This window comes from Oceanisphaera sp. W20_SRM_FM3, from assembly GCF_052119705.1.
Taxonomy (GTDB): domain Bacteria; phylum Pseudomonadota; class Gammaproteobacteria; order Enterobacterales; family Aeromonadaceae; genus Oceanimonas.
Genome location: NZ_JBGQOP010000034.1, coordinates 1 through 25,088 on the forward strand (window position 1 = coordinate 1; position 25,088 = coordinate 25,088).

At 50.3% G+C, this 25,088-nt stretch carries 35 protein-coding genes; 2 read left to right on the plus strand and 33 right to left on the minus strand.

The window, feature by feature from the left end:
- Positions 1 to 747: 747 nt before the first annotated feature.
- The 33 genes from rplQ to argC form a co-directional block, all read right to left on the minus strand.
- On the minus strand, positions 748 to 1,140 hold the full coding sequence (gene rplQ / locus ACEN2G_RS13610; protein WP_442022452.1) for a 50S ribosomal protein L17: 393 nt from the start codon (positions 1,138 to 1,140) through the stop codon (positions 748 to 750).
- A gap of 42 nt (positions 1,141 to 1,182) precedes the next feature.
- Positions 1,183 to 2,172 (minus strand): DNA-directed RNA polymerase subunit alpha, encoded by a 990-nt coding sequence (locus ACEN2G_RS13615; protein ID WP_442022454.1) that lies wholly within the window; start codon positions 2,170 to 2,172, stop codon positions 1,183 to 1,185.
- Between the two features lie 24 nt (positions 2,173 to 2,196).
- Positions 2,197 to 2,817, minus strand: coding sequence for a 30S ribosomal protein S4 (rpsD, locus tag ACEN2G_RS13620; RefSeq protein WP_319783073.1), 621 nt, complete (start codon positions 2,815 to 2,817; stop codon positions 2,197 to 2,199).
- A gap of 30 nt (positions 2,818 to 2,847) precedes the next feature.
- Complete coding sequence (gene rpsK / locus ACEN2G_RS13625) at positions 2,848 to 3,240, minus strand: 30S ribosomal protein S11 (RefSeq protein WP_086964551.1); 393 nt, start codon at positions 3,238 to 3,240, stop codon at positions 2,848 to 2,850.
- A gap of 14 nt (positions 3,241 to 3,254) precedes the next feature.
- On the minus strand, positions 3,255 to 3,611 hold the full coding sequence (rpsM, locus tag ACEN2G_RS13630; RefSeq protein WP_442022457.1) for a 30S ribosomal protein S13: 357 nt from the start codon (positions 3,609 to 3,611) through the stop codon (positions 3,255 to 3,257).
- Between the two features lie 139 nt (positions 3,612 to 3,750).
- On the minus strand, positions 3,751 to 3,864 hold the full coding sequence (gene rpmJ, locus ACEN2G_RS13635; RefSeq protein ID WP_208005714.1) for a 50S ribosomal protein L36: 114 nt from the start codon (positions 3,862 to 3,864) through the stop codon (positions 3,751 to 3,753).
- A gap of 26 nt (positions 3,865 to 3,890) precedes the next feature.
- On the minus strand, positions 3,891 to 5,219 hold the full coding sequence (gene secY / locus ACEN2G_RS13640) for a preprotein translocase subunit SecY (RefSeq protein WP_442022459.1): 1,329 nt from the start codon (positions 5,217 to 5,219) through the stop codon (positions 3,891 to 3,893).
- Between the two features lie 8 nt (positions 5,220 to 5,227).
- On the minus strand, positions 5,228 to 5,662 hold the full coding sequence (gene rplO / locus ACEN2G_RS13645) for a 50S ribosomal protein L15 (RefSeq protein WP_442022461.1): 435 nt from the start codon (positions 5,660 to 5,662) through the stop codon (positions 5,228 to 5,230).
- A 4-nt stretch (positions 5,663 to 5,666) separates the two neighbouring features.
- A complete protein-coding gene (gene rpmD / locus ACEN2G_RS13650; protein ID WP_086964546.1) occupies positions 5,667 to 5,849 on the minus strand; it encodes a 50S ribosomal protein L30 in 183 nt (60 codons plus the stop codon).
- 6 nt (positions 5,850 to 5,855) lie between these two features.
- Complete coding sequence (rpsE, locus tag ACEN2G_RS13655) at positions 5,856 to 6,356, minus strand: 30S ribosomal protein S5 (protein WP_319783072.1); 501 nt, start codon at positions 6,354 to 6,356, stop codon at positions 5,856 to 5,858.
- A 14-nt stretch (positions 6,357 to 6,370) separates the two neighbouring features.
- Entirely contained in the window at positions 6,371 to 6,724 is a 354-nt protein-coding gene (gene rplR, locus ACEN2G_RS13660; RefSeq protein WP_442022464.1) for a 50S ribosomal protein L18, read from the minus strand.
- A 9-nt stretch (positions 6,725 to 6,733) separates the two neighbouring features.
- Positions 6,734 to 7,267, minus strand: a complete 534-nt coding sequence (gene rplF / locus ACEN2G_RS13665) for a 50S ribosomal protein L6 (RefSeq protein ID WP_442022466.1) — start codon at positions 7,265 to 7,267, stop codon at positions 6,734 to 6,736.
- A 9-nt stretch (positions 7,268 to 7,276) separates the two neighbouring features.
- Positions 7,277 to 7,669, minus strand: coding sequence for a 30S ribosomal protein S8 (gene rpsH, locus ACEN2G_RS13670; RefSeq protein ID WP_442022468.1), 393 nt, complete (start codon positions 7,667 to 7,669; stop codon positions 7,277 to 7,279).
- Positions 7,670 to 7,691: 22 nt separating this feature from the next.
- Positions 7,692 to 7,997 (minus strand): 30S ribosomal protein S14, encoded by a 306-nt coding sequence (gene rpsN, locus ACEN2G_RS13675; RefSeq protein WP_442022470.1) that lies wholly within the window; start codon positions 7,995 to 7,997, stop codon positions 7,692 to 7,694.
- An 11-nt stretch (positions 7,998 to 8,008) separates the two neighbouring features.
- A complete protein-coding gene (gene rplE / locus ACEN2G_RS13680; RefSeq protein WP_442022472.1) occupies positions 8,009 to 8,548 on the minus strand; it encodes a 50S ribosomal protein L5 in 540 nt (179 codons plus the stop codon).
- A gap of 14 nt (positions 8,549 to 8,562) precedes the next feature.
- Positions 8,563 to 8,880, minus strand: a complete 318-nt coding sequence (gene rplX, locus ACEN2G_RS13685; protein WP_442022474.1) for a 50S ribosomal protein L24 — start codon at positions 8,878 to 8,880, stop codon at positions 8,563 to 8,565.
- 10 nt (positions 8,881 to 8,890) lie between these two features.
- The gene (gene rplN, locus ACEN2G_RS13690) at positions 8,891 to 9,259 is read right to left on the minus strand and encodes a 50S ribosomal protein L14 (protein WP_087036464.1); all 369 of its coding nucleotides are present in this window, start codon (positions 9,257 to 9,259) and stop codon (positions 8,891 to 8,893) included.
- Between the two features lie 164 nt (positions 9,260 to 9,423).
- Positions 9,424 to 9,684 (minus strand): 30S ribosomal protein S17, encoded by a 261-nt coding sequence (gene rpsQ / locus ACEN2G_RS13695; protein ID WP_442022476.1) that lies wholly within the window; start codon positions 9,682 to 9,684, stop codon positions 9,424 to 9,426.
- A gap of 1 nt (position 9,685) precedes the next feature.
- Entirely contained in the window at positions 9,686 to 9,877 is a 192-nt protein-coding gene (gene rpmC / locus ACEN2G_RS13700) for a 50S ribosomal protein L29 (protein WP_087036459.1), read from the minus strand.
- Positions 9,877 to 10,290 (minus strand): 50S ribosomal protein L16, encoded by a 414-nt coding sequence (rplP, locus tag ACEN2G_RS13705; RefSeq protein ID WP_442022479.1) that lies wholly within the window; start codon positions 10,288 to 10,290, stop codon positions 9,877 to 9,879. Before rplP ends, rpmC begins: the two co-directional genes overlap by 1 nt.
- A gap of 12 nt (positions 10,291 to 10,302) precedes the next feature.
- Positions 10,303 to 10,992, minus strand: a complete 690-nt coding sequence (rpsC, locus tag ACEN2G_RS13710; RefSeq protein ID WP_442022481.1) for a 30S ribosomal protein S3 — start codon at positions 10,990 to 10,992, stop codon at positions 10,303 to 10,305.
- An 18-nt stretch (positions 10,993 to 11,010) separates the two neighbouring features.
- Positions 11,011 to 11,343, minus strand: coding sequence for a 50S ribosomal protein L22 (gene rplV / locus ACEN2G_RS13715; protein WP_086964533.1), 333 nt, complete (start codon positions 11,341 to 11,343; stop codon positions 11,011 to 11,013).
- A gap of 10 nt (positions 11,344 to 11,353) precedes the next feature.
- Positions 11,354 to 11,632: a 30S ribosomal protein S19 gene (gene rpsS / locus ACEN2G_RS13720; protein ID WP_086964532.1), complete on the minus strand. Its 279-nt coding sequence runs from the start codon at positions 11,630 to 11,632 to the stop codon at positions 11,354 to 11,356.
- Between the two features lie 21 nt (positions 11,633 to 11,653).
- The gene (rplB, locus tag ACEN2G_RS13725) at positions 11,654 to 12,478 is read right to left on the minus strand and encodes a 50S ribosomal protein L2 (protein ID WP_087036454.1); all 825 of its coding nucleotides are present in this window, start codon (positions 12,476 to 12,478) and stop codon (positions 11,654 to 11,656) included.
- Positions 12,479 to 12,495: 17 nt separating this feature from the next.
- A complete protein-coding gene (gene rplW / locus ACEN2G_RS13730) occupies positions 12,496 to 12,798 on the minus strand; it encodes a 50S ribosomal protein L23 (RefSeq protein ID WP_319783065.1) in 303 nt (100 codons plus the stop codon).
- Entirely contained in the window at positions 12,795 to 13,400 is a 606-nt protein-coding gene (gene rplD, locus ACEN2G_RS13735; protein WP_319783064.1) for a 50S ribosomal protein L4, read from the minus strand. The genes rplW and rplD overlap by 4 nt, the downstream gene beginning before the upstream one ends.
- A gap of 17 nt (positions 13,401 to 13,417) precedes the next feature.
- The gene (gene rplC / locus ACEN2G_RS13740; protein ID WP_442022484.1) at positions 13,418 to 14,056 is read right to left on the minus strand and encodes a 50S ribosomal protein L3; all 639 of its coding nucleotides are present in this window, start codon (positions 14,054 to 14,056) and stop codon (positions 13,418 to 13,420) included.
- A gap of 17 nt (positions 14,057 to 14,073) precedes the next feature.
- Positions 14,074 to 14,385, minus strand: coding sequence for a 30S ribosomal protein S10 (gene rpsJ / locus ACEN2G_RS13745; protein WP_086964527.1), 312 nt, complete (start codon positions 14,383 to 14,385; stop codon positions 14,074 to 14,076).
- A gap of 560 nt (positions 14,386 to 14,945) precedes the next feature.
- The gene (gene argH / locus ACEN2G_RS13750) at positions 14,946 to 16,328 is read right to left on the minus strand and encodes an argininosuccinate lyase (protein ID WP_442022486.1); all 1,383 of its coding nucleotides are present in this window, start codon (positions 16,326 to 16,328) and stop codon (positions 14,946 to 14,948) included.
- Between the two features lie 359 nt (positions 16,329 to 16,687).
- Positions 16,688 to 17,899 carry an argininosuccinate synthase gene (locus ACEN2G_RS13755; RefSeq protein WP_442022488.1) on the minus strand — a complete coding sequence of 404 codons (1,212 nt, stop codon included), beginning with the start codon at positions 17,897 to 17,899 and terminating at the stop codon, positions 16,688 to 16,690.
- Positions 17,899 to 18,816, minus strand: coding sequence for an ornithine carbamoyltransferase (locus ACEN2G_RS13760; RefSeq protein WP_442022490.1), 918 nt, complete (start codon positions 18,814 to 18,816; stop codon positions 17,899 to 17,901). The genes ACEN2G_RS13755 and ACEN2G_RS13760 overlap by 1 nt, the downstream gene beginning before the upstream one ends.
- Before the next feature lie 26 nt (positions 18,817 to 18,842).
- The gene (argB, locus tag ACEN2G_RS13765; RefSeq protein WP_442022492.1) at positions 18,843 to 19,631 is read right to left on the minus strand and encodes an acetylglutamate kinase; all 789 of its coding nucleotides are present in this window, start codon (positions 19,629 to 19,631) and stop codon (positions 18,843 to 18,845) included.
- Between the two features lie 6 nt (positions 19,632 to 19,637).
- Positions 19,638 to 20,651, minus strand: a complete 1,014-nt coding sequence (argC, locus tag ACEN2G_RS13770) for an N-acetyl-gamma-glutamyl-phosphate reductase (RefSeq protein WP_442022494.1) — start codon at positions 20,649 to 20,651, stop codon at positions 19,638 to 19,640.
- Positions 20,652 to 20,897: 246 nt separating this feature from the next.
- Here argC and argE point away from each other — a divergent pair, with 246 nt between their 5' ends.
- Positions 20,898 to 22,067 carry an acetylornithine deacetylase gene (gene argE, locus ACEN2G_RS13775; RefSeq protein WP_442022496.1) on the plus strand — a complete coding sequence of 390 codons (1,170 nt, stop codon included), beginning with the start codon at positions 20,898 to 20,900 and terminating at the stop codon, positions 22,065 to 22,067.
- A 205-nt stretch (positions 22,068 to 22,272) separates the two neighbouring features.
- Positions 22,273 to 24,933: a phosphoenolpyruvate carboxylase gene (gene ppc, locus ACEN2G_RS13780; RefSeq protein WP_442022498.1), complete on the plus strand. Its 2,661-nt coding sequence runs from the start codon at positions 22,273 to 22,275 to the stop codon at positions 24,931 to 24,933.
- The last annotated feature ends 155 nt before the right edge of the window (positions 24,934 to 25,088 follow it).

Here is a 25,088-nt window from a genome sequence, read left to right on the forward strand (position 1 = left end):
TGACCGTGTCTCAGGTCGGGATGCGTATTCTACGCAATCCGTAGTGTTCGTCAAGTGTTTGTTTCAAACTTAATTTCGTTTTCTCAAACCCTTGTGACCGTGAGCGCCTTGCCCCGTGTCAGTGGGGTGGAGTATAGAGATCTCAGCTTTTGGCGCAAGTCGTTTATGGCAATAAAATGACAATTCACGACTGACTGCTCAAACACCCAGCAAGCGCACAACTTACTCACAGAGTTATGCACATTAAGGCCGTGAGGAGTGAAGTGTAAGGGGTGAAGCTAAGGCCTAAAACCAGCGGTGAGCACCCTGCTTCACCGCTATATTGAATCTTTAATTTTGAGTATTGAATGAAATACCTAACATAACTCAGTGCTAATGGTGATCTTGGCTCTACATCTGTTGTTTCTACATTATCTGATAGTACTCACCGCCTAATCGGCTGCTTATATAGATAGTAGGTAAATAGTGCTGATATTTGATTGGGCGGATTGACACACTAAGCATCAGGTGCATGTAAAAGAAGAGATCTATCTTGAAGCTGGATACTGCACTTCGGGGGCATTTCTGACGACGGATAACTTATAGCCAACGGTTAGAGTATCAGTGTTGGTTGTAACCTGAGTTTGGAGTATAGCGTAAGTGTTCTGGCAAGTATTACGTACGACTTCAAGCGGTGTTGTAGCGAAGGTGTGCGGGGTTTACTAAATTGCAGGCAAGAAAAAGCCGGGCGAACCCGGCTTTGTATTCTTACTCTTCAGTATCTTCTACTGCTGTTGCATTGATATCACGACCTACCAGCTCAATATAAGCCATAGGTGCGTTATCGCCTGCACGGAAACCACACTTCAGGATGCGGGTGTAACCACCCGGACGCTCCTGGTAGCGAGGTCCCAAATCGTTGAACAAAATACCCACTACTTCGCTATCGCGAGTACGGGCAAATGCCAAACGACGGTTAGCTACTGTGTCGACTTTAGCCAATGTGATCAAAGGCTCTACAACACGACGTAGCTCTTTTGCCTTGGGCAGTGTCGTTTTAATAACGGCATGACGAACCAAGGAGCTAGCCATGTTACGGAACATTGCCTGACGGTGGCTGCTGTTCCGGTTAAGTTGACGACCACTCTTACGATGGCGCATGAACTAATCCTTCCTAACTAAATCTGTAAACCGTGACCCGGTTTATTCGTCAGCGATGCTAGCTGGCGGCCAGTTTTCTAGGCGCATGCCCAGAGACAAGCCGCGTGACGCTAACACGTCTTTAATCTCAGTAAGAGATTTCTTACCTAAGTTAGGAGTCTTTAACAACTCAACTTCGGTACGCTGTACCAGATCACCAATGTAGTGGATCGCTTCAGCCTTTAGACAGTTCGCAGAGCGAACTGTCAGCTCTAGATCGTCGACAGGACGCAGCAGTATCGGATCGAACTCAGGCTTGTCTTCCTTCTCTTCTGGTTCGCTAACATCACGCAGATCTACGAATGCTTCCAGTTGCTCAGCCATAATAGTAGCTGCACGACGGATGGCTTCTTCTGGATCTAAGGTGCCGTTAGTTTCCATGTCGATAACCAGCTTATCTAAATCGGTACGCTGTTCAACACGGGCCGCCTCAACATTGTAGGCGATTCGAACCACTGGGCTATAAGCCGCATCCAGCAATAAACGACCAATTGGACGCTCATCGTCTTCAGTGTGCGCACGAGCAGAAGCAGGTACATAGCCTCGGCCGCGTTGCACTCTTAGACGCATGCTGATTTCGGCATCATTGCCCGTCAGATGACAGATAACGTGCTCTGGGTTAACAATCTCAACGTCATCACCGTGGGTGATGTCGCCTGCAGTTACGGGACCTGCACCAGTTTTGGTCAGAGTAAGGGTGACTTCGTCCTTGCCTTCCAACTTGATAGCAACTTCTTTCAAGTTAAGTAAGATTTCCAGGACATCTTCCTGAATACCTTCCTTGCTGCTGTACTCGTGCAGTACACCGTCTACTTCGACTTCAGTAATTGCACAACCCGGCATGGAAGAAAGCAGAATACGACGTAGCGTATTACCCAATGTGTGACCAAAGCCACGCTCCAGCGGCTCGAGAGTCACCTTGGCATGAGTCGGGCTGATCTGTTCTATATCAACCAGACGCGGCTTAAGAAAATCTGTTACAGAACCCTGCATTGTGTCCTCTCTTTGAAGCTAGCTTTACTTAGAGTAAAGCTCGACGATCAGCTGTTCGTTGATTTCGGCAGATAGATCGCTACGCTCAGGCAGACGCTTATAAACGCCTTGCATGTTAGTAACGTCAACTTCTACCCAAGTCGGCTTTTCGCGTTGACCGGAAACCTCAAGAGCGGCTTTGATCCGGGCTTGTTTCTTCGCCTTCTCGCGAATGCTAATCACATCCTCGGGAGAAACTTGGAACGAAGGAATGTTAACAACCTTACCGTTTACCAGGATCGCCTTGTGGCTGATCAACTGGCGTGATTCGGCACGTGTAGAGCCAAAACCAATGCGGTAAACAACGTTGTCTAAACGTCCTTCCAGCAGCTGCAACAGGTTTGCACCGGTATTGCCTTTCAAGCGAGCAGCTTCTTTATAGTAGTTACGGAATTGCTTTTCCAGTACGCCATACATACGACGAACTTTCTGCTTCTCACGCAACTGCACACCGTAGTCTGACAGACGGGCTTTACGCGCGCCGTGCTGACCTGGTGCTGTATCAATCTTACACTTTGACTCAATCGAGCGGACACCAGACTTGAGGAACAAGTCAGTACCTTCACGACGACTCAGTTTGAGTTTGGGACCCAAATATCTTGCCATGTTCTTTCTCCAACTATCCTACAAGAAGTGTTATACGCGACGCTTCTTCGGAGGACGACAACCGTTGTGCGGAATCGGAGTCACATCAGTGATATTGGTGATGCGGAAACCCGCAGCATTCAATGCACGAATAGAAGACTCGCGGCCCGGACCCGGACCATTCACCATTACTTCTAGGTTTTTAACACCGTATTCTTTCGCAACTTCACCAGCGCGTTCTGCTGCTACCTGAGCGGCGAACGGGGTGGATTTACGCGAACCACGGAAACCTGAACCACCAGCAGTTGCCCAAGAAAGAGCGTTACCCTGACGATCGGTAATAGTTACTATGGTGTTGTTGAAAGATGCATGAACGTGGGCAATCCCATCGCTCACCTGCTTTTTGACGCGCTTACGCGTACTACGAGCTGGAGTTTTAGCCATGATCTACCTTCCCGTTATCTCTTGATCGGTTTACGAGGACCTTTGCGCGTGCGCGCATTAGTCTTAGTGCGCTGACCACGAAGGGGTAGGCTGCGGCGATGACGCAAACCTCGGTAACAACCCAGGTCCATCAGACGCTTTATGTTCATGGAGATTTCGCGACGCAGATCACCTTCAACAGTGAACTTTGCAACTTGCTCACGCAGGGTTTCTACCTGAGCTTCATCCAATTCTTTAATCTTCACATTCTCAGCGATACCGGCTGCAGCACAAATGGCTTGTGAGCGGGTAAGGCCTATGCCATAAATCGCAGTTAAAGCAATAACTGCATGTTTATGGTCAGGAATGTTAATGCCAGCGATACGGGCCACTATGCACTCCTACAGAGTTTTAAATATTAAGCCGTTGCAAAGCCCGTCTAGGATACGCAACGACTGTACAGACACCCTACAAGGGAGACTGGCTACTTTAGCCAGCTCGCCTTTAAATTACAAGTTAAACCGTAACTTTTTAGCCTTGACGCTGTTTATGTCTTGGCTCAGAGCAAAGAACACGTACTACGCCGTGGCGTTTAACGATTTTGCAGTTACGGCAAATTGCCTTAACGGAAGCGCGAACTTTCATTGCTTAACTCCGTAAATTACCGAATCTTAACGGTTACCCTTCAGATTCGCTTTTTTCATCACGTCGCCATACTGATGAGACATCATGTGGGTTTGCACCTGAGCCATGAAATCCATGATGACGACCACAATAATTAACAGCGAAGTACCGCCAAAGTAAAACTGGACGTTCCAAGCTGTCATCAGAAACTGTGGCACTAAACAGATAAAGGTAATGTAGAGCGCACCAACCAAAGTTAGGCGAGTCATTATCTTATCGATATAGCGCGCGGTTTGCTCACCCGGGCGTATGCCTGGAATGAAAGCACCGCTCTTCTTCAAGTTATCTGCCGTCTCACGCGGGTTAAACACCAACGCGGTATAGAAGAAACAGAAGAAGATAATAGCAGTTGCATACAGCATCACATACAGTGGTTGACCCGGTTGCAGAGCAAGAGAAACCTCTTGCAGAGCATTGGCTAACCACCCTTCTCCTTGGCCGAACCATGAGGCTACGGTACCCGGGAAAAGAATAATACTGGATGCGAAAATTGCCGGAATAACCCCCGCCATATTCACTTTCAAGGGCAGGTGTGTACTTTGTGCTGCAAAAACCTGACGGCCTTGTTGACGTTTGGCATAGTTCACCACAATGCGGCGCTGGCCACGTTCAACAAATACCACAAAGAAAGTCACTGCAAACACAATCACGGCCAGTAGCAACAGCAACAATACGTGCAATTCCCCCTGACGCGCCTGCTCTGCCGTGGCACCAATGGCCGATGGCAGACCAGCAACAATACCTACGAAGATGATCAACGAGATACCATTGCCAATGCCTCGTTCGGTAACCTGTTCACCTAACCACATTAAGAACATGGTACCGGTGACCAAGCTCACTACAGCTGTAAAATAAAATGGTAGACCTGCGTTAACCACAAGTCCTGGCATCATATTTGGTAAGCCGGTAGCGATACCGATGGCCTGGATGGTGCCGAGCACGAGCGTGCCATATCGGGTGTACTGACTGATCTTACGACGGCCAGATTCACCTTCCTTCTTGAGCTCAGCCAAGGCGGGGTGAACCACAGTCAGCAACTGGATAATAATGGACGCAGAAATATACGGCATTATCCCCAGCGCCAGTATGGACGCTCGCTCCAGAGCGCCACCACTGAACATGTTAAACATTTCAATGATGGTGCCCTGTTGCTGTTTAAACAACTCGGCAAGTACGGCGGCGTCAATTCCAGGAATAGGCACATAGGAACCGGCGCGAAAGACAACAATCGCGATAAGAACGAAGAGTAAACGACTCTTCAATTCACCCAGCCCACCTTGTGCGCTTTTAGATACTAATCCTGGTTTCTTGGCCATAGTACTTTTTATTCCTCGATTTTACCGCCAGCAGTCTCGATGGCTGCGCGTGCACCTTTAGTGACGCCCACACCAACCAAAGTCACTTCACGGTCAATGCTGCCAGACAGAACAACTTTGGCGAACTGGATGTTCTTAGTGATCAAGCCAGCTTGCTTCAGAGTGTTCAAGTCAACAACGTTGCCTTCAACTTTGGCCAGTTCGCTTAAACGAACTTCGGCAGTAACTAAGCCTTTACGCGAAGTAAAACCAAACTTCGGCAAACGCTGTTTCAAAGGCATTTGACCGCCTTCAAAACCGTTACGAACCTTACCGCCAGAACGAGATTTCTGACCTTTATGGCCACGACCAGCGGTTTTACCCATACCTGAACCGATACCACGGCCGACGCGCTTAGCGCTTGGCTTTGAACCGGCAGCTGGGGATAGAGTATTCAAACGCATGCGATTACTCCTCAACCTTAACCATGTAGTAAACCTGGTTGATCATACCGCGAGTACAAGCTGTATCTTCCAGCTCAACGGTGTGACCAATGCGACGCAGACCCAGGCCACGCAACGTTGCCTTATGCTTAGGCAAACGGCCGATTGAGCTGCGAGTCTGTGTAATTTTTACAGTCTTGTTAGCCATTGGCGCTTACCCCAGAATTTGGTCAACGCGCAGACCACGTTTCGCAGCGACTTGCTCTGGAGATTTCATTTTCTCCAGGGCGCCGATGGTAGCGCGGACTACGTTGTTTGGGTTGGTGGAACCGTACGTTTTAGCCAGTACGTTATGAATACCTGCAACTTCTAACACGGCGCGCATTGCACCGCCGGCAATAATACCGGTACCGTCAGAAGCAGGCATCATGAATACATTGGAACCAGAGTGACGACCTTTTACCGGATGGAATAAGGTGCCCTTGTTCAGGCCAATAGTACGCATGTTACGACGAGCCTGTTCCATTGCTTTTTGAATCGCAGCTGGAACTTCACGAGCTTTACCGTAACCAAATCCAATACGACCGTTACCGTCGCCTACTACCGTCAGAGCGGTGAAGGAGAAAATACGACCACCTTTTACAACTTTTGAAACACGGTTAACTGCAATAAGCTTCTCTTGCAGATCGCCGGCTTGAGCTTCGATTTTTGCCATTTTCGACTCCACCTTTAGAACTGAAGACCAGCTTCACGTGCAGCGGTAGCTAATGCAGCTACGCGACCGTGATATTGGAAACCGGAACGGTCAAACGCGACTGCTGTTACGCCTTTTTCAAGAGCGCGTTCAGCGATTGCTTTACCGATAACTGTTGCGGCTTCAATATTACCGGTTGATTTCAACTGGTCACGCAGTGCTTTTTCTACGGTAGACGCAGAAGCCAACACGGCGGTACTACCAGTTGCAATAACCTGGGCATAAATGTGACGCGGAGTACGGTGAATCACAAGACGTGTCGCACCCAGTTCCAGCATCTTGGCACGTGCTTTTGTAGCACGGCGGATTCGAGCTGCTTTTTTGAGCATAGTGTTACCTTACTTCTTCTTAGCCTCTTTACTGCGCACCTGTTCGCCGAAATAGCGAACGCCTTTGCCTTTGTAAGGCTCTGGCTTGCGGTACGCACGAATATTGGCAGCGACCTGACCGATCTGCTGTTTGTCGGCAGACTTGAGAACAATCTCAGTCTGAGTCGGACATTCAGCCGTCACGCCTTCAGGAAGCGCATGCTCAACCGGGTGAGAGAAACCCAGAGACAATGCAATTGCATTGCCTTTCATCTGGGCACGATAGCCAACACCAACCAGCTGCAGCTTGCGCTCAAAGCCTTCGGTAACACCGACAACCATGTTATTGACCAGAGAACGGGCAGTACCCGCCTGGGCATCAGCATTTGCTACGTTTTCACGTGGAGCAAACGTCAGCACGTTATCATTCTGGCTGATTTCAACGGCAGCGTGAATAGTACGGTTTAATGTACCTTTGCTACCTTTGACAGTAATTTCCTGACCATTCAACGTCACTTCTACGCCAGCAGGAATGTCGATAGGTGCCTTAGCAATACGAGACATATCTACTCCTTAAGCTACGTAGCAGATGATTTCACCGCCCATACCGGCTTTACGCGCGGCACGGTCGGTCATTACACCTTTAGACGTGGAAATGATAGCAACACCCATACCTGCCATTACTTTCGGCAGTTCGTCGCGCTTCTTATAGATGCGCAGACTTGGGCGGCTAACGCGTTGGATCAGTTCAACCACAGCTTCGCCTTCGAAGTACTTTAACGTCACTTCCAGCTCAGGCTTAACATCACCGACAACTTTAAAGTCAGCAATATAGCCTTCTTCTTTAAGTACTTGGGCAATTGCCGTTTTTACTTTAGAAGAGGGCATGGTCACAGCCACTTTATTGGCTGCCTGACCGTTGCGGATGCGGGTCAGCATATCCGCGATCGGATCTTGCATGCTCATAATCTATTACTCCCGTGTTCGCTTACCAAGAAGCCTTCTTCAGGCCTGGAATTTCACCCTTCATCATCAGCTCACGCACTTTAATGCGGCTCAGACCGAATTTACGCAGGAAACCATGCGGACGGCCTGTGATGTTGCAGCGGTTACGCTGACGAGAGGGACTTGCGTCACGGGGCAATTGCTGCAGTTTAAGCACTGCATCCCAACGATCTTCTTCAGAAGTGTTCACGTTAGAGATGGTATTTTTCAGTGCAAAACGCTTAGCTGAGAATTTTTCAGCCAGCTTTGCGCGCTTGACTTCGCGAGCTTTCATTGATTGCTTTGCCATAACCCTACACCTTACTTACGGAATGGGAAGTTAAAGGCTGCCAATAAAGCATGGCCTTCGTCGTCTGACTTAGCAGAGGTAGTGATAGTAATGTCCATACCACGAACCCTGTCTACTTTGTCATAATCGATCTCTGGGAAGATGATTTGCTCTTTCACACCCATCGAGTAGTTACCACGACCGTCGAACGACTTAGCGTTCAGGCCACGGAAGTCACGAATTCGAGGAATGGAAATCGAAATCAAACGCTCCAGAAACTCCCACATACGCTCGCCGCGTAGTGTTACTTTACAACCAATTGGGTAGCCTTCACGGATCTTAAAGCCAGCAACGGATTTACGAGCAAGGGTGATCAATGGCTTTTGACCGGAAATGGCAGCCATATCGGCGGCAGCATTATCCAAGATCTTTTTATCAGCCAAAGCTTCACCCACACCCATATTCAGGGTGATTTTCTCAATCCGAGGGACTTGCATGATAGACGTATACCCGAACTGACTCATCAGCTCTTTTACTACAGTTTCGTTGTAGTAACCATGCAGTTTCGCCATCGTATAAACTCCAATTACTTCACAAGTTCGCCGGTTGACTTGAAGAAACGAACTTTCTTCTCGTCTTCAAACCGGAAACCAACACGGTCAGCTTTGCCAGTGGCAGAGTTGAACAGCGCTACGTTTGAAACGTCGAGAGGTGCTTCCTGCTCAATAATACCGCCAGCCTGGCCCAGTTGTGGAACCGGCTTTTGGTGTTTTTTGTTCAGGTTAAGACCTGCGACTACTACTTTACCAGCTTCAACTAGAACTTTAGTGACTTTGCCACGTTTGCCTTTGTCTTTGCCGGTAAGAATGATGACTTCGTCATCGCGACGGATTTTAGCTGCCATCGTTGACTCCTTACAGTACTTCAGGTGCCAGTGAAACAATCTTCATGAACTTCTCATTACGGAGTTCACGCGTCACAGGCCCAAAAATACGAGTTCCGATCGGCTGTTGATTGCTATTTAAAATCACGGCCGCGTTGCGGTCGAAACGGATGACTGAGCCGTCCGGACGACGAACGCCTTTCCGAGTGCGTACGACCACCGCGTTCATTACATCACCTTTTTTTACTTTACCGCGAGGAATTGCTTCCTTAACAGTAACTTTGATGATGTCGCCGATTCCGGCGTAGCGGCGGTGCGAGCCACCCAGGACCTTAATACACATTACGCTACGCGCGCCGGAGTTGTCGGCCACGTCCAGCATACTTTGCATTTGGATCATGTTAGTGCTCCGCTAAAGTGATTACTTTATTAAAACCCTTTCGGGATATTGGCTGCCTTTTGCAGGCGCGGCATTATAGCACTGCCAAATCTTAAAAAGGAAGTATAAAAAACAAACGGCCCCAAATTAGGGCCGTTTGACCGTGCAAATATTACCAAGCAGTCTTAGGCTTTAACCGGACGCTCAATAATTTTTACTAGGGTCCAAGACTTAGTCTTAGACAACGGACGACATTCGCGAACAGTCACGACGTCACCGGTAGTACATTCATTGTTTTCATCGTGCACGTGCAGCTTAGTAGTGCGCTTCAGATACTTCCCGTAGATCGGGTGTTTCACGAAGCGGCTGATAGCTACAACAATGGACTTTTCCATCTTGTCGCTAACTACAACGCCCTGCAGAGTACGAACGTTAGAATCGCTCATCTTACGCTCCTGCCTTTTGATTCAAAACAGTTTTTACACGTGCGATATCGCGACGTACAATTTTAATGTTGTGAGTCTGTTCCAGTTGACCTGTGCTTGCTTGAATACGCATTTTGAATTGCGCATGCAGCAAAGCTAACAGCTCCTGGTTCAGTTCTTCAACACTCTTTTCACGCAGATCTTGTGCTTTCATCACATCACCGTCCGAGTTACGAAAGTGGTCCTAACTGGCAACTTAGCAGCCGCCAATGCAAAGGCTTCGCGAGCGATTGACTCAGGTACACCGTCCATCTCATACAGAACGCGACCAGGCTGGATCTGGGCTACCCAATATTCCACGTTACCCTTACCCTTACCCATACGCACTTCTAGAGGCTTCTCGGTAATAGGCTTGTCAGGGAAAATACGGATCCAGATCTTACCTTGACGCTTAACGTGACGAGTCATAGCACGACGTGCTGCTTCGATTTGACGAGCAGTGATACGTCCGCGAGTAGTCGCCTTCAAACCAAAGGTACCGAAAGAAATCAGGTTACCAGTGGTTGCCACACCGCGGTTGCGGCCTTTGTGGACTTTACGGAATTTCGTACGTTTTGGTTGCAACATTTCCGAGTCTCCTTACTTACCGCGGCCTTTGCGCTTAGGTTTGGCTGGAGCTTGTTCTTCAGCGACTGGTAGGCCGCCAAGAACTTCACCCTTAAATATCCAAACCTTTACGCCTATGATGCCGTAAGTGGTAGCTGCTTCAGAAGTTGCGTAGTCGATATCGGCACGCAGGGTGTGCAGAGGCACACGACCTTCACGGTACCATTCGGTACGCGCGATTTCAGCGCCGCCTAAACGACCACTAACTTCCACCTTAATGCCTTTGGAACCGATACGCATTGCGTTCTGCACCGCACGCTTCATAGCACGACGGAACATGACGCGGCGCTCGAGTTGTGAAGCGATTGAATCCGCTACCAACTGACCATCCAGCTCAGGTTTACGCACTTCGGAAATGTTAATCTGTGCAGGTACACCGGCCAATTTGGCGATGTGCTTGCGCAGTTTTTCCACGTCTTCACCTTTCTTACCGATGACCACGCCTGGACGAGCGGTGTGAATAGTCACACGGATGCTCTTCGCAGGACGCTCGATCACGATACGAGACAGTGATGCGTTCTTCAGTTCCTCTTTGAGGTACTGACGAACTTGAAAATCGCTGTATAAGTTATCAGCAAAGTCCTTTGTATTCGCAAACCAGGTCGAATTAAAAGGCTTGGTAATCCCTAAGCGAATTCCGTTTGGGTGTACTTTCTGGCCCATTGCTTATCTCCTAGCCTCTTAGCGGTCGGACACAACCACAGTGATGTGGCTGGTACGCTTCATGATACGGTCCGCGCGGCCTTTGGCTCGTGGACGAATACGCTTCATGGTTGGACCTTCATCAACGAAGATCTTAGCCACTGTTAGCTCATCGATATCCGCACCTTCATTGTGCTCGGCATTAGCAATGGCAGATTCAAGTACTTTCTTAACCAGAACGGCAGCCTTTTTAGGGCTGAAAGCCAGGACATTCAGAGCCTTGTCTACGGATAGACCACGGACTTGATCGGCTACCAGGCGCGCCTTCTGGGCAGAAGTACGAGCAAAGCGGTGTTTAGCTATAGCTTCCATCTTTTACCCCTTAACGCTTCTTGGCCTTCTTATCAGCGACATGGCCGCGATAAGTACGAGTCGGTGCAAATTCGCCTAACTTATGGCCGATCATTTCTTCAGAAACGAATACGGGCACATGTTGACGACCATTATGGACAGCGATGGTCAAACCGATCATGTTCGGAATGATCATTGAACGACGGGACCAAGTCTTAATTGGTTTCTTTTCCCCGCTTTCCACCGCTTTCTCTACCTTCTTCAGCAAGTGCAGGTCTATGAAAGGACCTTTCTTGAGAGAACGTGGCATGGCGATACCTCTAAATAACGATTACTTGTTACGATGACGTACTACTAATGGCTCAGTACGCTTATTTTTACGGGTTTTGGCACCCTTAGTCGGTTTACCCCAAGGAGTAACCGGATGACGACCGCCAGAACTGCGACCTTCACCACCACCGTGTGGGTGGTCTATTGGGTTCATCGCCACACCACGTGTCTGTGGGCGAATACCACGCCAGCGCGAAGCACCAGCTTTACCCAGCTGACGCAACATGTGCTCAGCGTTACCTACTTCACCCAGAGTTGCACGGCACTCAGCCAGTACTTTACGTACTTCGCCAGAACGCAGACGCAGGGTTACGTAGTTTCCATCACGCGCCAGGATCTGGGCAGATGTACCAGCAGAACGTGCAATTTGCGCGCCCTTGCCAGGCTTCATCTCGATGGCATGCACGGTGCTACCTACTGGGATGTTGCGCATCGGCAAGCAGTTACCTGCTTTGATCGGTGCAGCATCGCCAGACAGGATTTGGTCGCCAGCATGAACACCCTTAGGTGCCAAGATGTAACGACGCTCACCGTCTGCAAACAACAGCAAAGCCAGGTTAGCTGTACGGTTAGGATCATACTCTAAGCGTTCAACTTTAGCTGGAATACCGTCTTTGTTGCGTTTGAAGTCAACTAAACGATAATGCTGCTTATGACCACCACCAATGTGGCGAGAGGTAGTACGGCCAGCATTGTTACGACCACCAGTTCTGGTTTTCTTTTCCAGCAGGGCGGCGAACGGCTTGCCTTTGTACAATTCCGGGTTGCTGATCTGAACTACATGACGGCGACCCGGAGAAGTAGGCTTACACTTAATAACTGCCATTTTAACTTGCTCCTTTCTTACTCGGCGCCGCCGATGAAGTCGATGTCTTGACCTTCTTTCAGGGTCACGTAGGCTTTCTTCCAGTCGGAACGACGGCCTGTGCGGTTACCGGTGCGTTTGGTTTTACCCTTCACCACTAACGAGCGAACATCTTTAACTTCAACTTCGAACAGCTTCTCGACCGCAGCTTTTACTTCAGCTTTAGTAGCATCCATTGCAACTTTGAAGACGATAGTGTTCGTCTTTTCAGCAACCATGGTGCTTTTTTCAGAGACATGCGGCGCCCTCAGAACTTTTAAAATACGCTCTTCACGGATCATGCCAGCATCTCCTCGATTTGCTTAACTGCGTCAGCAGTTACCAATACTTTGTCGAAAGCGATCAAAGAAACTGGGTCGATACCGGCTACATCACGCACGTCTACCTTGTACAGGTTGCGAGCGGCGAGGAACAAGTTCTCGTCAACTTCAGCAGTGATGATCAGAACATCAGTCAGATCCCACTCTTTCAACTTGACCAGCAGTTCTTTAGTTTTAGGCGCTTCCACACCGAACTTCTCAACCACTATCAAACGATCTTGACGTACCAGCTCAGACAGAATGCTTCTGATCGCGCCGCGATACATCTTCTTATTGACCTTTTGGCTGTGATCTTGCGGTTTAGCCGCAAAAGTCACACCACCGCCACGCCATATAGGTGAGCGAATGGTACCGGCACGGGCCCGGCCAGTGCCCTTTTGACGCCACGGCTTCTTGCCGCCGCCAGACACTTCGGAACGGGTCTTCTGAGCACGAGTACCTTGACGAGCACCTGCTGCATAGGCTACTACAACCTGATGCACCAGAGCTTCGTTGAACTCACGCCCGAAGGTAGTTTCGGAAACTTCAAGAGCGGCTTGCGCGTCTTTCATTACCAATTCCATGACTATCTCCTCAGACGTTACGATTTAACGGCAGGTTTAACGATCACGCTGCCGTTAGTCGCACCTGGTACTGCACCTTTAATGAGCAGTAAGTTACGATCAACATCAACGCGAACAACTTCTAGGTTTTGCGTAGTAACACGCTCTGCACCCATGTGTCCGGCCATTTTCTTGCCTTTGAACACTTTACCTGGTGATTGGTTTTGACCAATTGAACCAGGAACACGGTGTGACAGAGAGTTACCATGGGTAGCGTCTTGCATGCTGAAGTTCCAGCGCTTAATCGTACCTGCAAAACCCTTACCTTTAGAAGTGCCAGTAACGTCTACTTTTTTGACATCGTTGAAGATATCAACATTCAGCTGAGCACCAACTTCGATGCCTTCGCCTTCACCTGAACCCAGGCGGAATTCCCACAGACCGCGGCCCGCTTCCACGCCAGCTTTAGCGAATAAACCCGCTTGTGGCTTGGTGACACGAATCGCTTTCTTGACGCCAGTTGTCACCTGAATAGCTTTGTAGCCATCCGATTCCAGAGTTTTCACCTGGGTAACACGGTTGGCATCTATTTCGATAACGGTAACTGGGATGGACACGCCGTCTTCAGTGAAGATACGAGTCATACCTAGCTTACGACCAACTAGACCGATTGCCATTATTAACCTCTCCGTTGTTAGCCCAGGCTGATCTGGACGTCAACGCCAGCAGCCAGATCCAATCTCATCAAAGCGTCAACTGTTTTATCAGTTGGCTCGACGATGTCGACTAAACGCTTGTGAGTACGAATTTCATACTGATCACGTGCATCTTTGTTCACGTGTGGAGATGTCAGTACGGTGAAGCGCTCTTTGCGAGTAGGCAATGGAATAGGACCACGTACCTGGGCGCCAGTGCGCTTAGCAGTTTCTACGATCTCCGCAGTAGACTGGTCGATCAGACGGTGATCGAAAGCCTTCAGGCGGATACGAATTCTTTGGTTCTGCATTACCAGAGCTCCAATTGGATAAAGAACATAAATCAACACCGCCTGCACTCTTATAGAAAAGTGGGGGTGTGATTTAACAACGATGCCACCCAAATCGGGGGCTTGTATGGTTAATCGCTACAAGAGCTATTAACGGAGCCATATCGGCTCGCTTAAATACGCATGAATTAACTAGCAAACGCTAACTAATTCCGTACTAAGCGAGCGCTATTATACCTATCTGACGATGGCGTACAAGTGGCTTTGAGTTATTTTTCACCACTATTTTATGGTGCGTGAGGAGTGAGGGGGAAATGGTGAGGGGAAAGCGTGCTGCAGCGCCGATACCGGGTTGTAGCCGCCAATTTATTAGGCGGTTCTGCGCAGCAGAATATTTTAGCTCAAGACATAAAGCCAAGCCGAAGCCCTCGTTACCTAAGATACGGCTTCTACATAAGACGAGCCTTCCCTTAGCTGATCGCTTAACGCTGACGGCTTACAGCTGGCCGCAGAGCCTTAGATGCTAGGCAAAAAAATACCGGGCAAGCCCGGTATTAATAGTAAGCATCGTGCTAACTCAGTTAACCGCGCTGGCTAAGGCGCTGTTCGGTTTGAGTTAGTGCGAATTCTATCTGATCGGGTGCTACGCCGCCCAGTGCACAACGGCTGGCGAGACTGGACTCCAGAGACAAACGACCAAACACATCGTCTTCAATCAGTGGGCTAAACTCTTTAAAATCGCTCAGTGGCAATTCTTCCATCGGCAATTTCTTAGCAATGGCATGCACCACAATCGCACCCACTATATGGTGTGCTTCACGGAAAGGAATACCCTTAGAGACTAAGTAATCTGCCATCTCGGTGGCGTTGGAATAACCGCCCTGCGCCGCTTCACGGGTTTTTTCTTCGTTCAGCTTCAGGTCATGCAATACCATTTCTGCCATGTCTAGGCAGTCATACCAAGTATCCAACGCATCAAACAGGCCTTCTTTGTCTTCCTGCATGTCTTTGTTGTACGCCAACGGCAGTGCTTTCAGCGTCATCATCATGCCGGCGTAGGCACCAAACACGCGACCTGTCTTGCCACGGATCAGTTCAAGTGAATCAGGGTTCTTCTTTTGTGGCATCAGGGATGAACCTGACGTCACGCGATCCGATAATTCGATAAAACCAGCTTCACCTGAGTTATAGAAAATCAAGTCTTCGGCAAAGCGTGACAGGTGCATCATGGAATTCACGGCACAGTTCATCAGCTCTAACACATGGTCACGGTCAGATACTGAGTCTAGGCTGTTACGGGTTGGTGCCGCAAAGTCCAGTGACAGCGCCAACTCATGGCGGTCAATCGGAAAACCGGTGCCGGCCAGTGCGCCACTGCCTAGTGGGCAAGTGTCCATGCGCTTGTGCGCATCTTGTAGGCGAGTGAAGTCGCGATCCAGCATTTCTACGTAAGCTAAACACCAGTGGGCAAAGGTCACCGGCTGAGCGCGCTGCAAGTGAGTGTAACCTGGCAGTACTGTGGCTTGCTGTTGACGGGCCACAGTCACCAACTGCTTTTGCAGCTCATCTATTTTGCCCAGCAACACAGGGACTTGCTGCTTACACCACAGCTTAAGATCGGTGGCCACTTGGTCATTACGGCTACGGCCGGTATGCAGCTTCTTACCTAAGTCACCCACCACATTTATCAGCTGACCTTCCACCCAAGAGTGAATATCTTCGGCATCAGATTGCAGAATTTGGCTTGGGTCGGCTAATACCTTGGCTTTAAGCTCATTTAAGGCCAATTCAATTTTTTGCTGCTCGTCGCTGTTTAATACACCGGCTTTGCACAAGGCATTAGACCAAGCGATGGAGCCGACTATGTCTTGCTCCGCTAAGCGGTAATCGAAACGCAGTGAATCATTGAACTGCTGAAATTTAGCATCTGCTGCCTGACTGAAACGTCCACCCCAAAGTGCCATAACCGCTACTCCTTAACGACATTACTAGAATTTTTAGATAACCAGGTCCACGACGGACTCGGCTGTTAGTTGCTCGATATTATACGGAAAATAAAGTTGTAAGCCGTAAGCTTTAAACTGAGAGCTAAAGAAAACACCGTTTATCCGTAGCCCGCCCGTCTCTTTAGTAAAGAGGACTTCGGCGGTCCTGCGGAGCAGAATGGTTTTACAGATTTACGCCTGCGGCGTAATGCGAGAACAAGTGTTCGCCTACAAAACCCATCGTAGCGGTTCTGTTTTTATCTTTAACGTACAGCGTATGGCTTACAGCTCATCAAAAACAAAGGGGGCCTAAGCCCCCCTTTATTTCTTAGCGAAGCTTACTTCTTCAGGCTGTTCAGTGCCTTGATGCGGCTTGGCAAAGAGTACAGACGGATGAAACCTTCGGCGTGGCTCTGGTTGTAGACTTCGTCTTCACCGAAAGTCGCGAACTCTTCTGAGTACAGGCTGTTAGGAGAAGACTTCTGAATGGCAGTTACCTGACCTTTATACATCTTCAACACCACTTCACCGGATACGTCTTCGGCAATGGCATCAGCAGACGCTAACAGCGCCTTGCACAAAGGCGTAAACCAACGGCCGTCGTAAACTAGGTGTGAGAACTCGGCGCCCACTTTTTCACGCCAAGTGCGCGTTGGCTTGTCTAATACCAGTTCTTCAACGGCGCGCAGTGCCGCCATCAGCACGGTACCACCTGGAGTTTCGTAGCAACCGCGAGACTTCATGCCTACCAAACGGTTTTCTACTATATCCACTCGGCCCACGCCATGCTTAGCGGCACGGTTGTTCAGCTCAACCAACAGCTTGTATGGGCTCATCGCTTTGCCATCGAGCGCCACCACACGGCCTTTTTCGATGGTCAAAGACAGAGTTTCGGCTTTGTCTGGAGCTTGTTCCGGGGACACAGTCCAAGTCCAAGCTTGCTCAGAAGGCTCGTTCCACGTGCTTTCTAACTCGCCACCTTCGGTAGAGATGTGGAAAGCGTTGGCATCACGAGAATAGATCTTGGTGGCGCTGGCGGTGGTCTTGATGTTGCGCTCGGCCAAGTAGTTCAACAAGTCTTCGCGGCTGCGCATGTCCCAGATACGCCAAGGGGCGATAATGGCCAGCTGAGGTGCTAATGCAGCTACTGCACCTTCAAAACGTACTTGGTCGTTACCTTTACCGGTACAACCGTGAGCGATGGCATCGGCGCCTTCGGCCAGTGCCGCTTCGGCCATGGCTTTAGCGATAATGGGGCGTGCCATAGAGGTACCTAACAAGTAAGTACCTTCGTAGATAGCACCGGTTTTCAGGGTTGGATACACATAGTCGTTCACGAACTCGTCTTTCAGGTCGGCAACTATGCACTTCACCGCACCTGAAGACAGCGCCTTGGCTTCAATACCTTCCAGCTCTTCGGCGCCTTGGCCTACGTCACCCACGAAGGCGATGATCTCACAACCTGCGTAGTTTTCTTTCAACCATGGAATGATGGCAGAAGTATCTAAACCGCCTGAGTAGGCCAGCAGAATTTTTTTAAATTGGCTCATTAGTGCATATCCCTGTTAATCAATGTCAGCAGCACGGCGTTTTGCACATGCATGCGATTTTCAGCTTGGTCGAGAATAAAGGAAGACGGACCGTCCATTACCTCAGAAGTTATTTCCAATTCCCGATGCGCAGGCTGGCAGTGTAATACCTGCTTGGCACCGGTTTTGTCGAGCATGGCCTGATTGATCTGATACGGCATGAAGACTTCGGTCACTTGATCTAATGGCGTTTTATCGCCCATAGATACCCAAGTATCCGTGTACAGCACGTCGATATCGGTCAGCTCATCCAAACTCTCGGCAACCTGCACCTTGCCACCACTGATGGCGGCCAGCGCTTCGGCTTCTTTTAATATCTGGGCATCCACGTTGCGGCCACGGGGGCAAACCGAACTCACGGTCGCACCTAAAATAGCACCGGCCAGCAACAAGGAGTTGGTGACGTTGTTACCATCACCCAAGTACACCAAATGTACCTTGCTCAAATCTTCGTGATGCTCGGCTATGGTCATAAAATCCGCCAATGCTTGGCACGGATGATACAGGTTACATAAGGAATTGATCACAGGAACTTGTGCGTATTTTGCCATTTCCACCAGCGTTTGGTGGTCATACACGCGCGCCACTATGGCTTGGCACCAACGAGACAAGTTAGCGGCAAAGTCTTGTACGGTTTCGCGGCTGCCCATGGCGCCATTTTGGCTGTCCAAATACACCGCATGGCCGCCCAAGCGGTTAATGCCGATATCTAGCGTCACGCGGGTACGCAGTGACGGTTTCTCAAACAGCGTGACCACGCTCTTGCCTTTTAGCGCATCCGCATACTTGCCCGGATTGGCTTTCAAGTCTTTGGCCAGCGCCAAAATATCTTGTATTTGCTGCTTGCTGTAATCTTTTAGGCTTAATAAATGCTGCATCTTATCTCCTAGTATAAGGTAAGTCCTTAGTGTGAAATCCGGGTGCCAAACTCGGACTCACCTGCCAGCAGCGACAATAATTGTTCAGGATTGCGCCAGCTGCCCACGGCAACCGGTTTACCCAGTTTTTGAGTGGCTTGCAGGGCCGCTTTTACTTTCACGGCCATGCCATCTTTGATCACCCCTTGTTGCATCAGCTCCAAGGCGCGACTCTCGGTCAGCGAATTAATCAACTGACGTTCGCCGTCGAGAATGCCACTTACATCCGACAGCATCACTAAATCTGCATCCAGCACTTCGGCAATGGCTGTGGCCGCTTGATCCGCGTTCACGTTCATCAAGCCACCGTCATTGGTAATACCAATCGAGCTGATCACCGGCATAAAACCTGCGTTTAATAGCGTGCTAATTAAGGTGGCGTCACCGCCGTCTACCTTGCCGACCGAACCCAGCTCAGGATCCAGCTGGCTAACCCGGCATAAACCGCCATCGCCTAAACACAAACCGACGCTGTTAATGCCGTGGGCCAGCGCTTGCGCCAGCAGCAACTTATTAGCAGTGCCCGCCAAGGCGCCAGCTATCACCGGAATATGCTCCAGCGGCGTTACACGCAGGCCATCTTTCTTAGTGGAAGTCAGCCCCATGGCGGCCAGCTGGTTATCCACCAAAACGCCACCGCCGTGCACTAATACCAGCGGGCGCTTTACCTCATTGATAAAGGTGTTTAGCGTGGCAAACAGTGCGGCCAATGCCTCGTTACTTTCTAATAAGGTGCCGCCCAACTTAATGATTAACGGTGTGGTTTGCTTAGTCATCCTTAATTACTCCTGCACCAGACCCGCCAGCGGCGAGAAACCTTGGTGAATATTAATACATTGAATCGCTTGGCTGGCAGCACCCTTTAACAGGTTGTCGATGGCCGATACCACTATTAACTGCTTACCGTCGCGGGCCCAGTGCAGGTCACAAAACGGCGTGCCTGCCACATCATTAATTTGTGGCCATTGACCGGTTAAGCGCACAATTTTTTGACCGTCGTAAGCCTGATGGTAAGCGTTGGCAATTTGCTCATCGGTCACGCCGTCTTTTAGCTCTACATAGATAGTGGCCAAAATACCGCGAATAAAGTTACCCAAGTGCGGTTGAAACAGCACATTATTGCTCAGGTGATGACTGATCTCAGGCTGATGGCGATGATTCAATACGCCGTAGGGCTTAAAGCTCACTTCGCAAAAACTGTTCGCCATACTGGCTTTACGACCGGCGCCACTCACACCACTCACGGCGCTGATAATCGGTCTGCTGCCAGCGGCAATTAAGTCGTTTACTTGTAAAGGCTTAAGCGCGGTTAAAGAGGCAGTTGGATAACAACCCGGTACGGCAATCAATTGTGCTGCTTTAATGGCGTCTTGATTCCACTCAGCCAAGCCATAGGCGGCTTTGCTTAACCAGTCACCGAATTGGTGCGCAAAACCGTAGAACTTGTCATAGAAACCTTCGCCGGGCACGCGAAACGCGCCAGATAAATCAAATACTGGCATGCCCTTGGCTAAAAAGCCGGGTGCTAGGTCATGGCTCACTTCATGAGCCGTGGCCAACAACACAATATCGGCCTGGTCGCAGATCTGTTGAATGGCCGCATCATCTAACGGCAAGAGTGCTTGCTCAATCACACCGCGCCAGCGTGGATACAAGCTAGAAAAAGGCTTTTTCGCATCTAAGCTACCTTCAGAAACATAAAGGCCGGCGAGCGTGAGGTTAGGGTGTGCTTGGACTAATCCGGCCAGTTCGGCTCCGGTGTATCCACTAGCACCAATAATTGCAGCTTTTAACATGGGGCAGGTCCATCTATTTGTTAGGGCTTGAGAGTGTAGGCGTCAGCCTAGCGTGTTTTCAGGGCTTATGTCACCCTAAGGCAAATGACTTAGGCGTACGGTGGTGGTCGCCGCAATAAAGAATAGAAATACATGGCCATTTGCTACGCTAATTACCCAGAAAAGAATAGGTCGCCAGACTAGCAATGAACAAATACTTATGCAACATTATTGAATATAAATTTGCTTAACTTTTATGGAGTTTTCATGCCATCAGTCCAGACAGCGTCACAGTTTAAATTGCTCGATATGTATCGAGACCTTATCGCCCTGCCCTCCATCAGTAGCACTGAGCCCAGCTGGGATCAGAGTAATGAAAAGGTCATTCGCTTGCTTGCCGACTGGTTTAGCCAGCTTGGCTTCTCGGTAGAAGTCACTGAACTTGACGGTTTGCCGGGTAAATTCAACATGGTCGCCACGCGCGGCGAAGGCGATGGTGGCTTACTGCTGGCGGGCCACACAGATACAGTACCCTATGATGAAGGCCGCTGGACCAAAGACCCGTTTAAGTTGACTGAAGAAAACGGCCGCCTCTATGGTTTGGGCGTGATCGACATGAAAGGCTTCTTCGCCTTTATCGTTGAAGCGCTCAAAGACATGGACTTAAGCAAGCTGACTAAGCCCATCCGCATCTTGGCCACCGCAGATGAAGAAACCACCATGGCCGGTGCCCGCGCCATTGCCAGCGCCATGGCCATTAAGCCGGATTATGCAGTCATAGGTGAGCCGACCGGTTTAGTACCTGTGATGATGCATAAAGGCCATATGTCGGAAGGCATTCGCATTACCGGTAAAAGTGGCCACAGCTCGGATCCGGCCAATGGCGTGAACGCGCTGGAGATTATGCATCAGGTGATGGGCCGGTTATTGGACTTACAGCGCCAGCTCAAAGAAAACTACGGCAACCAGCATTTCAAGGTGCCCCAGCCAACGCTAAACTTAGGCTCGCTGTTTGGTGGCGACAGCCCAAACCGGATTTGTGCCTGTTGTGAGCTGAATTTCGATATGCGCCCTATTCCCGGCGTGGGCCCCGATGAACTCATGGGTTTGTTGCATCACGCCATAGAGCCCATCAAGCAGCAATACCCTAATGCGCTGGAGCTGTTCCACTTACATGAGCCGATCCCGCCCTACGGCACGGATCCGAATGGCGAATTAGTCTTGGCCGCCGCCGAGATCACCGGTAATCCTGCGGAAGCGGTTAACTATTGCACCGAAGCGCCCTTTATCAATCTGTTAGGCTGCCAAACTATCGTCTTGGGCCCTGGCCATATCGCGCAGGCGCACCAGCCCGATGAGTACTTAGACTTGTCGTTTGTTAAACCAACCATAGATATTATTCAGCGTTTAGTGGGCCGGTTTTGTTTGGCTCAATAAATGTGAAGAGTGAGGGGTGAGGCGTGAGGAGAAATACCTAGACAGACACGCCTCACTCCGCCCGTCTTACATCTCACTGGTCTACTCTTTGCACTCGCTCGCAAAACAACGACCGCGCTTTCATCCCGATTGACCCAATTCGTGAAAACTGGCTAGATACGGCTAGTACTAATAAAAACACTACTTATACCAAGGACGCAGAGATATGGATAATCATGCACCGCTAAGAGCCAACGTCGGCTTGCTGGGGCAATTGCTGGGCGATGCCATTAAAGATCATCATGGCCAACACTTTCTCGATAAAATAAAAACCATACGCCAACTAGCCAAGTCGGCTCGCCAAGGTAATGACCAAGACCAAGAGCAGCTACTTGAGACCTTAAAGCATTTAAGCGACGACGAGCTGTTGCCGGTGGCACGCGCCTTTAGTCAGTTTTTAAATCTGGCTAACGTGGCCGAACAATTTCATACCATCTCTCGCCAAACCCAACACCATGCCGGTGCAGGCCCCTTAAGTCAGGTATTTGAGCGCCTCAAACAAGCCGATATTAACGAAGACAGCATTAAAGCCGCCGTGGCCGATTTGCATATCGACTTGGTACTGACCGCTCACCCCACCGAAGTGACGCGCCGCACTTTTATTCATAAGCATGTGCAACTCAACGACTGCTTAGCCGCTTTAGAGTTAGATTTGCCGCAAGCGGAAAAAGCCGAGTTACTGGCGCGCATCGACCAGCTGATCACGCAGGGCTGGCACAGTAATGAAATTCGCACCCAGCGCCCTACACCGGTAGATGAAGCGCGCTGGGGTTTTGCCGTGATCGAAAACAGTCTATGGCCGGCATTGCCGCAGTTTATGCGCCAGCTCGACAGCCAACTGCACGCTCAGCTTGGCGTACGCCTGCCGCTAGATGCAGCCCCGGTGCGTTTTACGTCTTGGATGGGCGGCGACCGCGACGGCAACCCGTTCGTCACCGCCAAAGTCACCGATGAAGTGCTGTTACTCGGCCGTTGGGTGGCCAGCTCGCTGCTGCTTAACGACTTGCAAGAGCTGGTCTCTGAGCTGTCGATGTCAGAGGCGAATAACGAGCTGCTGGCCGCAACCCAGTCGCTGCCCCAAGCGCGTGGCGAAAGCAATGAACCCTATCGCGCCTTGCTGCGCACGGTGCGCGAAGACTTACGCGAAACCCTGCTGTACTTAAATGCCAAGGTACAAGGCCAAAGCACAGATGCTCGCGACCTCATCACCAGCACGGAGCAACTGCGCCAACCTTTAGAGCTGTGCTATCGCTCGCTGCAAGACTGCGGCTTAGGCAAGATTGCCGACGGCCAGTTATTAGACGTGATCCGTAAAGTTGCCTGCTTTGGTATTCACTTATTGAAGCTGGATATTCGCCAAGATGGCGCACGCCAAACGCAAGCCTTAGCCGAGATCACCCGCTATTTGGGCCTAGGCGATTACAGTGATTGGAGCGAAGCGGATAGGCAAGCCTTCTTGCTCAACGAGCTGAATTCACGCCGACCGCTGTTGCCTCGTCAAGGAGTAACAGGGCAATGGCAACCGAGCGCCGACACTCAAGAAGTGCTAGATACCTGCCAAGTGATCGCCAAGCATCCACAAGATGCCTTCGGCATTTATATTATTTCCATGGCCGGTGCGCCGTCGGACGTGTTGGCAGTGCAACTGCTGCTTAAAGAATGTGGCGTGAATTTCCCGCTGCCGGTCGCCCCTTTATTTGAAACGCTCGAAGACTTAAATAACGGCGCCGACGTCATCAAACAGCTGTATGCGCTGCCTTGGTATCGCGGTTACTTGCAAGGCCGCCAATACGTGATGATTGGCTATTCCGACTCCGCCAAAGATGCGGGCATGATGGCCGCCGGTTGGGCGCAATACAGCGCCATGGAGCAATTAATTGCCTTAAGCAAGCAAGAGCAGATTAAGCTGACCTTGTTCCACGGCCGTGGCGGCAGCTTAGGTCGCGGTGGCGGCCCGGCGCGCCAAGCGATTTTGGCACAACCGCCCGGCTCCACGCTGGGCGGCCTGCGCGTGACCGAGCAAGGCGAAATGATCCGCTTTAAGTTTGGCCTACCCAAAGTGGCCATTGACAGCTTGGCCTTATATGCCAGCGCAGTATTAGAAGCCAACTTGTTGCCGCCACCGGAGCCACAACCTAAGTGGCGCGAGCTAATGAACACCATGAGTGAGGTCTCTTGTGCTCATTACCGGAGTCTTATTCGCGACGAGCCGGACTTCGTACCTTATTTTCGCGCCGCCACCCCCGAACGAGAGCTGGGCAAGTTGCCGCTAGGCTCGCGCCCCGCTAAGCGCAACCCTAACGGTGGCGTAGAAAGCCTGCGCGCCATTCCCTGGATTTTTGCCTGGACGCAAAACCGCCTTATGCTGCCCGCTTGGTTAGGTGCCCACAAAGGGCTGGAAGCTATCATCGCTAATGGTGATGAAAGTACGCTGATGGCGATGAATAAAGACTGGCCCTTCTTCCGTGCTCGGCTCGATATGCTAGAAATGGTGTTTTTAAAAGCAGACGTAAGCCTAGCCGCCTATTACGACAGCCTATTAGTGCCCGATGAGCTTAAGCCGTTAGGCAAACGCTTACGCGATGAACTGCGCGCCAGCATGGACTTAATACTGCACCTAAAAGATGAAGCCGAGCTGTTGTCGGATGAGCCTTGGATCAAGGAGTCCATCAAGTTACGCAACCCCTACACGGATCCGCTCAACGTGTTGCAGGCCGAACTCTTAAAGCGCTCGCGTTTGCAAGAAGGTGAAATACATCCGGTACTGGATCAGGCACTGATGGTGACTATCGCCGGCATAGCCGCTGGGATGCGTAATACGGGGTAGCCCCTAGCTATAAGCCATAAGCTGGAAGCTGGAAGCTGGAAGCTGGAAGCTGGAAGCTGGAAGCTGGAAGCATTAAGTATGGAATGGCCCGACTAAAGTAGACACCAGTTTAAGCAGCATTAAGTTGCTGCGCATATGCGTTGGGGGTTAATCCT